The following is a 13,238-nucleotide window of genomic DNA, read 5'->3' as shown; positions in this document are numbered from 1 at the left end:
CGGGTTATTACAACCTGGCCGATCGAACAACAGACAAGAACGAAAAATAAGAAGCCGGGACGGCGGCAATACTATCGAGGTGCCCTATGAGTGAACTTAGTTACAGCGTCATTTTCCGCGGTGATCTCCAGCCCGGTTACACTGTTGCCGACGTAAAAGCGAATTTCGCAAGACTGTTTAAAACCGGCCCGGAAACCGTAGAAAAGTTGTTCAGCGGTCGTCCGCTGGCCATCAAGAAGGGTCTTGGCAAGGCGCAGGCAGAGCAGCTGCAGGCCACACTGGTCAAGCTGGGAGCGCAGTCGTCACTGAAAACGGAAGGGGAGGCCGTGCCGGCAGAAGCGCCGTCTGCCGAAGCTGCCCCCGTGGCTCCAGCCCCGAAAGAAGCGCCACCAACAGCCGTGGCTCCGCAAGATTCTTTAGCTGGATCTGGGCTGACCCTGGCACCGATGGAAGGTTACTTACTGAAAGAGCATGAGCGTAGCAAGACGGAGCCCGTACAGGTACCTGTTAGCCACTTGAGCCTCAGGCCCGCAAATGGAAATTTAGTAGAAGCGAGTGAGCAGCCGGCGCCGCCGCCAGTGCAGGTTCAGGTGCCCGATTGGCAGCTTGGAAGCCATATTACCGGCAAGGCTACATTCAAACTGCCCGATTGAATGCCCCTGGGTTGCACACAAGCCCGCAGTGAACACAATCGCCGAAATAGCTTAACTAGTTGGGCGTTGGAAAGACCGCCTTGCGCGCTCTACCTCTCTGCGGGATTTACACTCCACCAGATGATCGTTGATCAACCCCATGGCCTGCATAAATGCGTATACAGTAGTAGGCCCGACAAATTTCCAGCCTCGTTTTTTTAAATCTTTGGATAGCGCCTTGGATGCTTCGGAAGTGGATGCTGTCTGCGGAGGAGGCTGGTCACTACCTGTCGGTTCGAACTGCCAGATATAGGCTGCGATGGACCCTTTTTCCCTAATCAGTTCCTTTGCACGCCTGGCGTTGTTGATGGTCGCCTCAATTTTACCGCGGTGCCGCACAATGCCCTCGTCCTGTAGCAGGCGCTCAATCTCCACTTCGCCAAAGAGCGCCACCTTGTTGAAGTCAAAATTTTTGAACGCGTTGCGAAAATTCTGCCGCTTCGCCAGAATCGTGCGCCAGCTTAGTCCGGACTGAAAACTCTCCAGGCACAGCTTCTCAAACAGCCGCTGATCGTCATTCACCGGGAACCCCCACTCGTGGTCGTGGTACTCAAAAAACTCCGGCGCCGCCGCGCACCAGCCACAGCGAGGTTTTCCATCAGGTCCGTCAACCGTTCTTTCCATCGATCAACTCCACAAATGTGCGAAGAGTGGTGTGGTTCCGAGCGAATTGCCCGCCCTTGTATGGTGTAGTGCCTAGGACTTGAGAATCGTCTTGAAACCACCGTAAATTAACCGCTTACCATCAAAAGGCATTGGGTTATTTTCAGGAGACATTCTTGGGTCTTCCATCATTGCCCCCCAACCCGAGTCACGAATCTCTTTAGAGGGCCAAACCACCCAAGAAAATACAATCGTTTCATTTCGCTCGGCTTTCACCGCCATTGGCAAAGACGTTATTTCACCATCAGGTACATCGTCGCCCCAATTCTCAACTACTTCAAGCGCCCCATACTCTTTGAAAATTTCTGCGGCTATCTTTGCGTGTTGAATATATTTCTCCTTGTTTCCAGACGGAACCGCGGCAACAAAACAATCTATATATGACATATTTCCTTCCTTTGGATTTGGTTCTAACGTACGAAGAAACCTACTCTTGACCTCACGCCGCGCTAAGTTGCCGGAGATCTGTTAGAGCACCTTATTATCTTCCATTTTCATTACGCTGATCGTAGGATTCTTTCCATTTTATGGCCTTTCGCAAGCTCATCGACCAGCTTATCCAACTGCCTTACTTGTTGCGTTAAAGGTGTTTGAATATTCTCAACTTTATAGCCACAAATTTTTCCTGTAATCAGGTGTGCATTCGGATTCATTGTCGCTCCGGCAAAGAAATCTTTCATCGTGGCTTTATTTACAATAAGTTCATTTATCGTCTCTTCACTGTATGAAGTAAGCCAAGTTATCACTTCATTAAGCTCATCAGAAGTTCTCCCCTTATTTTCGACTTTCTTAACATATAAGTGATAGATCATAGCAAATGACATCTTCGCAATTTTTTCATCTTGCTTTTCTGTTGTAATCATATCTCAATCACTATTCAGTTAAATGGAGCGAACTCTCGAAGCAGATAACGCCCAAAGCTTTACGGCCTGTGATTGTTATGAGTTTTGCCAATGTTCCATGCGCTCTCTTGAGATGCTAACTGCTTGCTCACTGAATAGATCAGGGTAACGAAGGATGACATTTTCAAATGCATAATCCTCTAGCCCCATTTCTACTAGAGAGGTATAACCTTGAGTTTCAGTTGGACGGTTGACAGCTCTTTCTACGGCACCAATGATCCCGTGGCGAGAAATCATTTGCCAAGTGCGACCGGCGCGAGTTTTCTTCCCATTCTTTGTGCTCAAAACTTCTTCGTATGCATACACAGCCTCAAGAGCTTCGCGTTCCGCTTGCGTCTCCGCACCATAGCCTTCTGCGCGAAGCTGAACAGCACGCTCTTTAGCTTGTAGTGCCAAATCTTCACGCCCTCGCTCAATACAGTTCTTTGCGAAAATTTCGCATTTTTCGGGAGTAATTATCTTTTTAACTTTATCGTCCATGCATATTCTCAAATTTGACTGACTCATAACGCCCAGCGTTGGCTGTCGCTCTGCCGCTGATTGTTAAGTATTTTGGTCCTCGATACGAAGTTCGATGCTCTCTACTTGCTCCTCTAGAGATTTAACCCGCTCAAAAACCGCCGAAAAATGCTCATTTGCCTCATTCGCATTTAGTAATTGCCGTTTTTCAATTGCTCCAGTGTTGTACTCCAACAGCTCGGAGATAAACGTATCAAAAAAACCTAGCGGCAAAAAAAGTAGAAGAATGACCGAGATATACAAAATCTCTGAGAGCCAGCGAAAATCAGCGAAGTATGCCCAAACGAGTATGATAGCGAGAGCAACCTTGACCCATTTCATGACGCGATACCAGATTAGCGCGGATTCGATTTCTTCTTTCTTTAAATTTTCCACAATATTTTTCATGTGCGGATACTTAACGCCGGCAGGAGCAGCTTACCTTGTGCGCGTTTTGCGCGAAAATGGGAGCGCAGCGACCTGCGCAAAATGTGCATAAGGTAAGCTGTCTCGCGGAGGGCCAAAGGCCCGGAGCAAACTGCCCGGCCTTGTTGGCAACTTAATTACCGGAAACCGCCGCCTCTTCCATCAGAGCCTTTAAACCGCCTTCAACTGGCGACAACAATACTTTCTCAGACTTCACCACTAAATTTTCATACTTTAAAGTGACATCACCTTCCAAAACTCTCTCACCATTAGAAAGATTTTCAACAGTCAAGGCTGTTGTTTCCAAAACTGAACTATCAGGGAATAAAACATTTACGTTACCAAGATAATTCATTGTTTCACCACCATGCTGGCCTCGAACCTCATCGGCAGTTATCTCAATTGACCATGCCGAAACCGAAGCTAGTGCGACGAATGATACAAAAATGAAACTGAATACTGACTTCATAAAATTATCCTCTATTGATAGATCAGCTACTGGTATTGCTAACGCCCGAAACAGGGGCGCACAAAACGTGCATAGTGTTGGGCGTCCCGCGGAGGCCCGAAGGGCCGGAGCATTCTGCTTGCGATTGTTATGCATGGTTAGCGGCACAGGTAGAAATGTGTATACACAAGGACATTATTGATGCCTTCTTCGCTCAGATCAGGATATCTACTCTGAAGTTCAAAGCCTATCTTTCTAGCCGATTCTTCAAGATCCGAACCCTTTTCTAGCTCCTGCGTTACGAACTCGCTAGTCCAGGTGGCGATTTCGTGTAAACGATTGAGTGAGCCGGGACTGTACTCGTTACGCACACTATCTAAATCCATTATGTGTTCAGAAAGTGTATTTATATTTTCTTTCATGATAACAATATCAAGCCAGAATTTTCGGATGCATAACGCCCACGGCAGGGGCGGATTACCTTATGCGGGTTTTGCGCAAAAATGGGAGCGAAGCGACCGCGCAAAACGTGCATAAGGTAAGCCGTCCCGCGGAGGCCCGAAGGGCCGGAGCTTCACTGCCCGTGATTGTTATGTGCTTCACTTTGTACCAGAGTAGAAGTACTGATTGCGAACATTGGCCTTTTCATTGGACTCAACTTTAATTCCACTAATCGCCTCCCCTTCTATTGCAATGGCTAAATCTGCCTGAATATACCCCTCGGGAGCATGAGATACATACCTGAGGACGGTGCCAGCAGGGAGAACCCTTCCATCATCAGTTACCAAATCTTTACTTAGCACGACTTGTTTAGTTGAAGAAAATTGATCATGGAATATACCGACCAAAATTCCACCTAGAACCCCAACTGTAAAGGCTGCAACAGTCATAAAATTTTTCACAGCACTCGATTTTCCTCTCTGGGCACATAACGCCGCCGGCAGGGGCAGCTTACCTTGTGCGCATTTTGCGCAAAAGGTGCACAAGCTAAGCTGTCCCGCGGAGGGCCGAAGGCCAGGAGCGAATTGCCCGGCCTTGTTATAAACCGAATTACGCTCCGGACTCAGCCTCTCTCACCAGATCGCGCTTGAACATTAAAACTACAACATAAATAAGGCCAAAAATAGGCACGATAGAAAATACCGCCCCAAGTACGGCGGCCAATGCAGGCGTTTCTGTTTTCCTTCTACCAAGGTAGTAGCTGACAATCGCAATAACTACTGCAAAGATGATTATGAACTGTCCGATTACTGTCAGAGGTATATTCATGAGGCACTACTTTATTCTCGTTACTTGGGTTTATAACGCCGCGAGCAGCGGCAGCTTGCTTTGGGCGCTTTATGCGCGAAAATGGGAGCGAAGCGACCTGCGCATAAAGTGCACAAAGCAAGCTGTCCGGTGGAGGCCCGCAGGGCCGGAACGAAATGCCTTGCCTTGTTATACGGCTTGCTTGCAGACACTGAGGATCACCTGCTCCTGCGCATTTTCATGCGTTAATTTTACGACGCTACTTGTAACCGAGGCTACCCATTCTAAAAAACTTGTTAACTTAAAGTAAGAACCCGCGCTTTGTATTTCAGACGGTGACAAGTCAAGCTCAATCTCTGACTCCACAAAAAAATGGCAATTAATCTGGATGCTACCAGAAATCCAGATACGCAAAGTTGTGGGGTTGGTTTCTTGCAAAGCCTTAATTTCAGCAAGGCTACCAGGAAGATTCCTCACCAGATCTCCATGAACAAAATCAAATTTGTAGCTTGACTGTTTTACGGCGCTAATAAATATATTCCATACAGCTGAATCTACATTCTCCACGTAAATATCACGTAGAGACCCATCTACTTCAAATTCAGACTTGATTTCACTCCATTGTTTCATAGTGGTGCCGTATAACGCCCTGCGCAGGCGCAGCCTACGCGGAGCGCCTTTTGTGTTAATGTTTGAGCGACAGCGAGTAACACAAAAGGTGCGTAGTTTTGGCTGTCGCTCTGCCGCAGCTTGTTAGTGTTTCGGCGCACTGCCAACTCGCTTTAGCACTTCTTGGCTTGATGTTACCACTGCACAGAACGAACGCGAATAGGCCTTTCTGTACTTGGAAAAACCTCTGTGCGGTGCCGCCACTACTGGCAGAGACCTTAAGTTTTCCACCGTGGGCGAAGCCGACGAACATCTGTAAGCGGCACGGCACAAATAGAGATGCCGGCAAATATTCAAAAGCCGGCTTGCCGATGCCAAATAGCGGGGTCTCGATTTCACGCTGCTAATTCTTACCACACTGCGTGCCGGAACCACCGTTTAATGCACTGAACTTTCGAGAAAACCAAAACCCAAAATGCCACTGCTGTAAAAAACACTAACGCCGCCGGCAGGGGCAGCTTACCTTGTGCACGTTTTGCGCGAAAATGGGAGCGCAGCGACCCGCGCAAAATGTGCACAAGGTAAGCTGCCCCGCGGAGGGCCGCAGGCCCGGAGCAAACTGCCCGGCCTTGTTATGTGCCACCGCTACACTGCAAAAACACTTCGACTAGTTTAATTTAACCCTAGGAGCTGGAGTTACGCAAAGCAGGTAATCTAAAGAAAATTTCTTAGCGCTTTCTTTGTTCGTTACAGATTCAGGCAAAGAATATTTATTTTCACCTACACACGAATCTGATCGATCATTAACATACTTTTCACACTTTCTTTTCTCGAAATTATAATCTTTTGCATTAATTTCACAGATATAAATTGCTCGATCCTTTAAGACCGAAATATATTGATGATTTGAAAGATCTACCTTTCCAACCATTCTATAGTCTAGATCTGCATACGCATTATTCTGAAGAAATAAAGATAAAATTAATGTAACTGTAGTTCTCATACTCTCTTCTCGGTTACCCGCACATAACGCCCAGCGCAGGCGCAGCCAGCACGGAGCGCATTTTGTGTTAATGTTTGAGCGTCAGCGAGTAACACAAAAGGTGCGTAGCGTTGGCTGTCGCTCTGCCGCTGATTGTTATGTTCTTCAATGCCCGTACCTGCGCATAAGCGATTTACAAAGGTCATCAAGTTTTTCTCGGCTTGTATGAATGTGAATTTTTGAATCCTCATACGCCATATGTGTCTCGCCTTCCGGTAAGATCTTACCCTTGTGCGCTATTTCGAGTATTGGCATTCTCCATATCCGAAAATCTTCCGCATTAAAACTTTCAGAATTGAAGTACAGACCACAAATCATTTGTATTTTTGTTATTGAGTCATTCAGCTTATTTACTGATTCCTCGGGGTACTCATAGTACTCCTCTTGACTATTCGAGTTGTTCAGCGCGGCAAGCAGCTCTCGACATGATGCTATATACTCATTTGAAGCCGTAAATATTTCTTCGATTTTTTCAATCAAAAGTTCTCTTTTGGCCCTTCTTGAAAGAAACCATTGATTCAACAGGACAACCATAACAGCGACAACAGCTGAAATTAAAATAGCGACCAAACGGGCTTGATCAGATTTTTCTGAGAAGACTTCAAAAATCCAACTCAAGTTTTCTTACTCCTGAACATAACGCCCGCAACAGGGGCGACCAATGCTATGCACATTTTGTGCGAAACTGGGAGCGCAGCGACCGCACAAAATGTGAATAGCGTTGGGCGTCCCGCGGAGGCCCGAAGGGCCGTAGCATCCTGCTTGCGTTTGTTAAGACCTTCCTCCAGGCTCTCGACTCGCGCGTTGGAATAAAGAGAGAAATACTAGCCAAATACCTGTGAAGTATGAAATCAGCATCAACCATGCGAGCCCACTTTGCGGAATTACTGACAAAAAAACATACTCTATGTGTGCTCCAGTTTCATCAAATCCAGGAACGCTTCTGAGTATTGGTAGCGCCGCATAAATAAATGGAATACTGACGAAAGGAATCATCATCGCGATAGTGCAAAATATCCCAAGTACGAGGCTAATAACAATTCGTTTCTTCATGTGTCTTAACGCCCACGGCAGGGGCGGCTTACTTTATGCGCGATTTGCGCGAAAATGGGAGCGTAGCGACCGCGCAAAACGTGCATAAGGTAAGCCGTCCCGCGGAGGCCCGAAGGGCCGGAGCTTTACTGCCCGTGATTGTTATGTGCATTTCGTGCGTTCATTCTGAGCAACCCCGAGAGTTACGATAACAAAACCCAAAACGCAGAACACCCACCCCAGCCATGCATGCTGAAAATCAGCCTTTGTCACGGCAAGATAGATAAGCACTGCCAAGATAAGAAAAACAAACCCTATGATCTCCAGTGTATTCAAGGCATGATTTCCTACTTGGAAAAACTCACCATCATCTCGATTTATTCTTTCTCTCAAATTTGCCATTACTTTGATCTACAGCACATAACGCCCAGCGCAGGCGCAGCCAGCGCGGAGCGTTGGCTGTCGCTCTGCCGCTGTTTGTTAACTGCTGATACTCGATTCACGTTCAAGCACCCAGCAGCGGGGGTTGTGGCTAAACCCAATATGCTCGTAATACTGATTGGCTGCTGGAGCAGCAATGAGTATAAGTTTACATTTTGGTCCAAGTTGCGCTTGTGTAAGAACTTGGAGCTGCTTACCGATGCCAGAATTTTGATACTGCAAACTGACAGCTAGGTCAGATAAGTAGCAGGCATAATGAAAATCTGTAACACATCTGGAAAAACCCACAAGCTGTCCATCATGCCAAGCACTTACGGTGAGATTGCTATTTGAAATCATACCTTCGATGCAACCCCGATCATCAATAGGCCGGCGTTCTCCGAGTGTCGAATCTCTCAATAGCTTCACAAATTGATCGACGGTCACTGATTCATTGATTTTATATTCGATGCTCATAAGTTCCTTGAGCAGTTAACGCCCAGCGCAGGCGCAGCCAGCGCGGAGCGCCTTTTGTGTTAATGTTTGAGCGACAGCGAGTAACGCAAAAGGTGCGTAGCGTTGGCTGTCGCTCTGCCGCTGCTTGTTAGCAGTTGGTCGTTACCTCATGAAAGAGCTGCTGCTCAAGAGTTAGGGGCGCCATGAAATCGCGAACAAAGCTTTCCCTTTGCTCTATATTTGAGCTTGCCCACCAATCCGAATCTGCAATGTGCTTCCTTAGTAATTGAGTTTCGAGGCGGCTCTCATCTGCCAATTGCCACTCCAACCATTCTTGACGTTGTTTTTCATTGCAGTTTTCAAGCAATAAATCAAAGATTTTGAACGCCAAGCTACCCGTATAAGGACTACCCTGAGCCTCCTTCAAGCATGAATTTTTATCAAATTTTACGGCCATCATGCTTTTATGGAGAGATAGAAGCTCCCAATAGTTATCAATTTCTAGTTTCATGGCTAAGACTGCTAACGCCGCGATCAGCCGCGGCTTATTTTGTGTGCTTTTTGCACGAAAATAGGAGCGTAGCGACCGTGCAAAAAACGCACAAAGTAAGACGTCGGCTGCATTGCATTGTTAGAAATTTTTGTCAGCGTGGAGTGGTAGGCCTACGTCGCGGGCCACCCTCTCAGCGAAGCTCATGGCTTCGCTCTTCCCAGTACTAGACCTTGGATACTTGGCCAGCAACATATTAATATCAAAACCGCCAGAATAATCATTGGTTGTATTCTTTCCAACCAAGTTGACCTCATAGAATCTGCGTGATCGATCATCAGTGGAAGGACCATCAGAATTCTCGATTACTCTTACATACTTATATAAGCTCAAAGAAATCTGCGTTTCCGACTCTATGAAGAGCCATTTTTTAAAGTTTACGACAGCGCGTTTTTCTGTATCGATGAATCTTTCAACCTTGCCAAAAAATGTGATCACGCCAATTGCTGTGATTAGTAACCCGGCAATCAAAAATCCTGCACTTCCCGATGTGATGCCAGGAAGTAGGAAGCCCCCGCCTCCGAACAGAATTGCAAATACTCCCAAAAACTTTGGAATCGAATTTTTCGCGGGTTGATAAATTTTCATTCTTTGACGACTACGATTTCTAACGCCGCCGGCAGGGGCAGCTTGCCTTGTGCGCGTTTTGCGCAAAAATGGGAGCGCAGCGACCTGCGCAAAATGTGCATAAGGTAAGCTGTCCCGCGGAGGGCCGAAGGCCCGGAGCAAACTGCCCGGCTTTGTTAAGCATTGCTGCGGAGCCCTGGGACTTTTGCGACCACTAGATAAGCCACCGGATACATAGCCAAGGCAAAAATCATGTATACAAACGTACGCGGGTTAGATGCGTAGCTGATGAATTGCCCTCCATCAATAATGGATTCACGGTACTCAATCAGAAAGAAAATTAGAACTGCCGGAATGATCAGCTTCCACGAATTAGCCGGTAGTAGCCAGCGAAGCGCGATACCCGCAGGTAGAGCAAAAATCACACTCAATATGAATATGTACGCCAAGTTAATGGCGTTGTACGCAAAAGGATAACTTTCAGGAGGAAATGTAGATTTTACCCAAGGCCGGAATACGTCATACGGGGTCACCAGCTGCCAGCCATAGCTGACGACGAAGTTGTATAGAAAAAATACAGATGATATTGCTATTACGTAAAGGAGATTTTTCTTCATTATTGTTTCTTATGCTTAACGTCGTGCTCAGCAGCGGCTTACTTTGTGTGTTTTTTGCGCGAAACTAGGAGCGCAGCGACCGCGTAAAAAATGCGCAAAGTAAGACGTCGGCTGCAGCACCTTGTTATGTGTATTTTGCCTCCCAAATCAATGGGTACCCTCTAGAATTAGCATGCCCCTTAAGATAGATAGCTAAGTATTCAGCAGAATTTTTATCGAGTTTATTTGCAATCACACAACTGCCTTCGTTACATGCAGTTAAAGCTTTCTGTGAGGCAGAATCAACCTCCATCTCAAAACACCCTTCTAAAACAAACATGACGTAATCGATAGGAGTCGTATCATCATTATGCAAAATTAATTCATAGATATTTTCATTTACACCACTGAATTTCGTGAGGGATTTTACATCCTTTGGAAACTCATTTTGAAACTTCACCCATTTTGAGATCAGCCTAATTACCTTATCGCGCTCTGCACGTTCCTTATATTTTCTCTCAAAGTAGTTAATTATAAATCTCAAATTCATCTGCCTTAAGCGCATAACGCCCAGCGTTGGCTGTCGCTCTGCCGCTGATTGTTATGCAATTATTTCCACTGGTCCGAGGCCAGCGATAATGTAGTTTTTGAACTCCTCCAATTTCTTGGAAGGGAATACGAAACTAGGAAATTTACCTGGCTCAATTTGATTGTAAGGAAGAGTAAAATAGCAATCTTTTTCAACAATTTCTAAGGCTATTTTGTTGATCTTATCAACAGGAATTGACACCTCAGAAAATTCGATCTTTCCATCTGAAAATTTTACAAAATTAATCGGATCTTCCACCCTCTGCGGGCCATTCTCTTTAAATAGAACAATCAACAAGAAGATATTGGTAATAGCACTCAGATCCAGCAGCTTAAAATCATACTCTGTGAGTAAAGCGAATGTGCAATACGCAATTACGATTACAAACCATAAAACTAGCATCCTGATTTTGTTTTTTCTCATCGTTCCTTGACTCTTGCGATTACATAACGCCGTGCTCAGCGGCGGCTTACTTTGTGCGCGTTTTGCGCGAAAATAGGAGCGTAGCGACTGCGCGAAACGTGCATAAAGTAAGACGTCAGCTGCAGCACCTTGTTAAGCGCGGACCAGGCACTGCCAGTAGCCAACGTCCACCCAATTATCAAACTTACGCCCGACCTCTTTAAAATGAGCTACTTTCTCCATTCCAAATTTTTCATGCAATGAAACACTGGCATCATTTGGTAATGCGATACCCGAGATTACCGCATGCACGCCACTTTTAGCTAATTTTGAAAATAGATCTGAATACAGTTTTGAACCCCACCCTTTAGATACAGCAGTTCGATCTAGATATACCGTAGCTTCAACAGAATGCCGATAAGCACAACGGCCCTTCCACTTACTTGCGTAAGAGTAACCGACAACTTCACCTTCATACTCCGCGACAAGCCACGGCAGACCATTCTCTTGGCACTCCAATATACGAACGGTCATTTCCTCTTCTGTTACCGGTTCCACTTCAAACGTGATGCATGTATTCAACACGTAGTAGTTATAGATTTCAGCAATCTTAGCCGCATCCGATTTTTCAGCTTGCCTTATCATCTTGACTCTTACTGCCGCTTAACGCCGCCAGCAGGGGCAGCTTACCTTGTGCGCGTTTTGCGCGAAAATGGGAGCGAAGCGACCGCGCAAAACGTGCACAAGGTAAGCTGTCCCGCGGAGGGCCGAAGGCCCGGAGCAAACTGCCTGGCCTTGTTATAAATCTCTGCTCCTGGCTAATTTGACCTGCTTTTAAACATACCTAGGAGCGAACCGATGGTTGTCCCTAACCCGCCACCAATTGCTACACCGCAACCTATTCCGACTCCTATATTTTCAACGTAAAGCCCGAACGCCATACCTCCCAGAACCCCCAAAACTAGTCCTATAGAAATACCGAAGCAAACGTAAAGTGCGTAAATATTACCTGTATTTTTACTCATAACCTTGATTCGATTTATAACGCCGCCGGCAGGGGCAGCTTACCTTGTGCGCGTTTTGCGCAAAAATGGGAGCGAAGCGACCTGCGCTAAACGTGCACAAGGTAAGCTGTCCCGCGGAGGGCCGAAGGCCCGGAGCAAACTGCCCGGCCTTGTTAATGTTTGACGGCTTGAAAGCAATTTAATACTGAACAAGACCACGAAACCCAACGCCCCGAATTACTAACATACTTCGAGCGGCACGACTGGCTGTACCATGCCACGCTTTCCCTGGAGCGGCTTACACGCCCAAAAGGAAAACCCCACTCAATTTCTTCCGCCGCCAGTGCTAACTTTAACGAAAGGAACCCACTGCAGCCTCTTAGAATCAACCGTCAATGCCTGCTAGCGACACTGTTTCTACAGCGCTAGCAGCCGCCAAATCGCTCATCGGGCACGCTACAACGTTTAGGCGGCGGCATGATGAACCTGAACATTAACGCCGCGAGCAGCGGCAGATTACTTTGGGCGCTTTATGCGCAAAAATAGGAGCGAAGCGACTTGCGCATAAAGTGCACAAAGTAAGCTGTCCGGTGGAGGCCCGCAGGGCCGGAACGAATTGCCTCGCCTTGTTATGCATTATTTGAAACTGGTTATTGTGTAGGTTTTTCCTGGGCCATATTGATTTTCAGAGATAAACGTTACTTCTACCGACGCGGCTTCGTTTTCGCTGTAATTAACTTCTACACACGAATCTTCACTTACCCAAAGGTTAACCTCGGATAGACCATCAGTAATTGTCCCATAACAACCTGCAGCGCCTTCATACATCCAGAAAGACATAACTCCTTGCAATGTCGTATATTCAGTACTACTGGTTGGCAATTTTGGAAATTTTCCAACCGACCCGGAAGCTTGGGTTGAATTCTCTTTCGATGAGCACGCCGTCAACGCCAAAGAAATCAAAATACAACTAAATAAAATTTTCATGATTATCCCCTTCCGTGGATATTTGATGCATAACGCCCAGCGCAGGCGCAGCCAGCGCGGAGCATCTTTTGTGTTAATGTTTGAGCGACAGCGAGTAACACAAAAGG

At 46.5% G+C, this 13,238-nt stretch carries 20 protein-coding genes; 1 reads left to right on the top strand and 19 read right to left on the bottom strand.

Annotated elements, in window-relative coordinates:
• Positions 1–86 precede the first annotated feature (86 nt).
• The gene (locus Q1A74_RS10775) at positions 87–653 is read left to right on the top strand and encodes a hypothetical protein (protein WP_299595656.1); all 567 of its coding nucleotides are present in this window, start codon (positions 87–89) and stop codon (positions 651–653) included.
• Between the two features lie 51 nt (positions 654–704).
• On the opposite strand, the gene Q1A74_RS10770 is transcribed toward Q1A74_RS10775, so the two are convergent.
• From Q1A74_RS10770 to Q1A74_RS10680, 19 genes are all read right to left on the bottom strand, one after another.
• A complete protein-coding gene (locus Q1A74_RS10770) occupies positions 705–1,316 on the bottom strand; it encodes a DNA-3-methyladenine glycosylase I (protein WP_299595654.1) in 612 nt (203 codons plus the stop codon).
• A gap of 72 nt (positions 1,317–1,388) precedes the next feature.
• Positions 1,389–1,742, bottom strand: coding sequence for a DUF1428 domain-containing protein (locus Q1A74_RS10765; RefSeq protein ID WP_299595652.1), 354 nt, complete (start codon positions 1,740–1,742; stop codon positions 1,389–1,391).
• 110 nt (positions 1,743–1,852) lie between these two features.
• Positions 1,853–2,218, bottom strand: coding sequence for a DUF2200 domain-containing protein (locus tag Q1A74_RS10760; protein WP_299595650.1), 366 nt, complete (start codon positions 2,216–2,218; stop codon positions 1,853–1,855).
• A gap of 75 nt (positions 2,219–2,293) precedes the next feature.
• Positions 2,294–2,737, bottom strand: a complete 444-nt coding sequence (locus Q1A74_RS10755; protein ID WP_299595648.1) for a hypothetical protein — start codon at positions 2,735–2,737, stop codon at positions 2,294–2,296.
• A 63-nt stretch (positions 2,738–2,800) separates the two neighbouring features.
• On the bottom strand, positions 2,801–3,163 hold the full coding sequence (locus tag Q1A74_RS10750; RefSeq protein ID WP_299595646.1) for a hypothetical protein: 363 nt from the start codon (positions 3,161–3,163) through the stop codon (positions 2,801–2,803).
• A gap of 151 nt (positions 3,164–3,314) precedes the next feature.
• On the bottom strand, positions 3,315–3,650 hold the full coding sequence (locus Q1A74_RS10745) for a hypothetical protein (protein WP_299595644.1): 336 nt from the start codon (positions 3,648–3,650) through the stop codon (positions 3,315–3,317).
• 578 nt (positions 3,651–4,228) lie between these two features.
• Positions 4,229–4,531 (bottom strand): hypothetical protein, encoded by a 303-nt coding sequence (locus Q1A74_RS10740; protein ID WP_299595642.1) that lies wholly within the window; start codon positions 4,529–4,531, stop codon positions 4,229–4,231.
• A 148-nt stretch (positions 4,532–4,679) separates the two neighbouring features.
• The gene (locus Q1A74_RS10735; RefSeq protein WP_299595640.1) at positions 4,680–4,898 is read right to left on the bottom strand and encodes a hypothetical protein; all 219 of its coding nucleotides are present in this window, start codon (positions 4,896–4,898) and stop codon (positions 4,680–4,682) included.
• 168 nt (positions 4,899–5,066) lie between these two features.
• A complete protein-coding gene (locus tag Q1A74_RS10730; RefSeq protein ID WP_299595638.1) occupies positions 5,067–5,507 on the bottom strand; it encodes a protein export chaperone SecB in 441 nt (146 codons plus the stop codon).
• A gap of 646 nt (positions 5,508–6,153) precedes the next feature.
• Positions 6,154–6,489, bottom strand: a complete 336-nt coding sequence (locus Q1A74_RS10725; RefSeq protein ID WP_299595636.1) for a hypothetical protein — start codon at positions 6,487–6,489, stop codon at positions 6,154–6,156.
• A 144-nt stretch (positions 6,490–6,633) separates the two neighbouring features.
• Positions 6,634–7,146, bottom strand: coding sequence for a hypothetical protein (locus Q1A74_RS10720; protein WP_299595634.1), 513 nt, complete (start codon positions 7,144–7,146; stop codon positions 6,634–6,636).
• An 894-nt stretch (positions 7,147–8,040) separates the two neighbouring features.
• The gene (locus tag Q1A74_RS10715) at positions 8,041–8,457 is read right to left on the bottom strand and encodes a GNAT family N-acetyltransferase (protein WP_299595632.1); all 417 of its coding nucleotides are present in this window, start codon (positions 8,455–8,457) and stop codon (positions 8,041–8,043) included.
• A 127-nt stretch (positions 8,458–8,584) separates the two neighbouring features.
• Complete coding sequence (locus tag Q1A74_RS10710) at positions 8,585–8,947, bottom strand: hypothetical protein (RefSeq protein WP_299595630.1); 363 nt, start codon at positions 8,945–8,947, stop codon at positions 8,585–8,587.
• Positions 8,948–9,067: 120 nt separating this feature from the next.
• A complete protein-coding gene (locus Q1A74_RS10705) occupies positions 9,068–9,574 on the bottom strand; it encodes a hypothetical protein (protein WP_299595628.1) in 507 nt (168 codons plus the stop codon).
• Between the two features lie 155 nt (positions 9,575–9,729).
• Positions 9,730–10,170, bottom strand: a complete 441-nt coding sequence (locus Q1A74_RS10700; RefSeq protein ID WP_299595626.1) for a hypothetical protein — start codon at positions 10,168–10,170, stop codon at positions 9,730–9,732.
• A 124-nt stretch (positions 10,171–10,294) separates the two neighbouring features.
• Positions 10,295–10,693 (bottom strand): ATP-dependent Clp protease adaptor ClpS, encoded by a 399-nt coding sequence (locus Q1A74_RS10695; RefSeq protein WP_299595624.1) that lies wholly within the window; start codon positions 10,691–10,693, stop codon positions 10,295–10,297.
• Positions 10,694–10,750: 57 nt separating this feature from the next.
• Positions 10,751–11,161, bottom strand: a complete 411-nt coding sequence (locus tag Q1A74_RS10690) for a hypothetical protein (RefSeq protein ID WP_299595622.1) — start codon at positions 11,159–11,161, stop codon at positions 10,751–10,753.
• Positions 11,162–11,293: 132 nt separating this feature from the next.
• Positions 11,294–11,785: an arsinothricin resistance N-acetyltransferase ArsN1 family B gene (locus Q1A74_RS10685; RefSeq protein WP_299595620.1), complete on the bottom strand. Its 492-nt coding sequence runs from the start codon at positions 11,783–11,785 to the stop codon at positions 11,294–11,296.
• Between the two features lie 995 nt (positions 11,786–12,780).
• The coding region (locus Q1A74_RS10680; protein WP_299595618.1) for a hypothetical protein at positions 12,781–13,238 on the bottom strand (458 nt) is incomplete at its 5' end.

This window comes from uncultured Microbulbifer sp. (genome assembly GCF_947504145.1).
Lineage (GTDB): Bacteria > Pseudomonadota > Gammaproteobacteria > Pseudomonadales > Cellvibrionaceae > Microbulbifer.
Note: the sequence above shows the minus strand (reverse complement) of the source record. Positions and strands in the feature narration are given on the sequence as shown.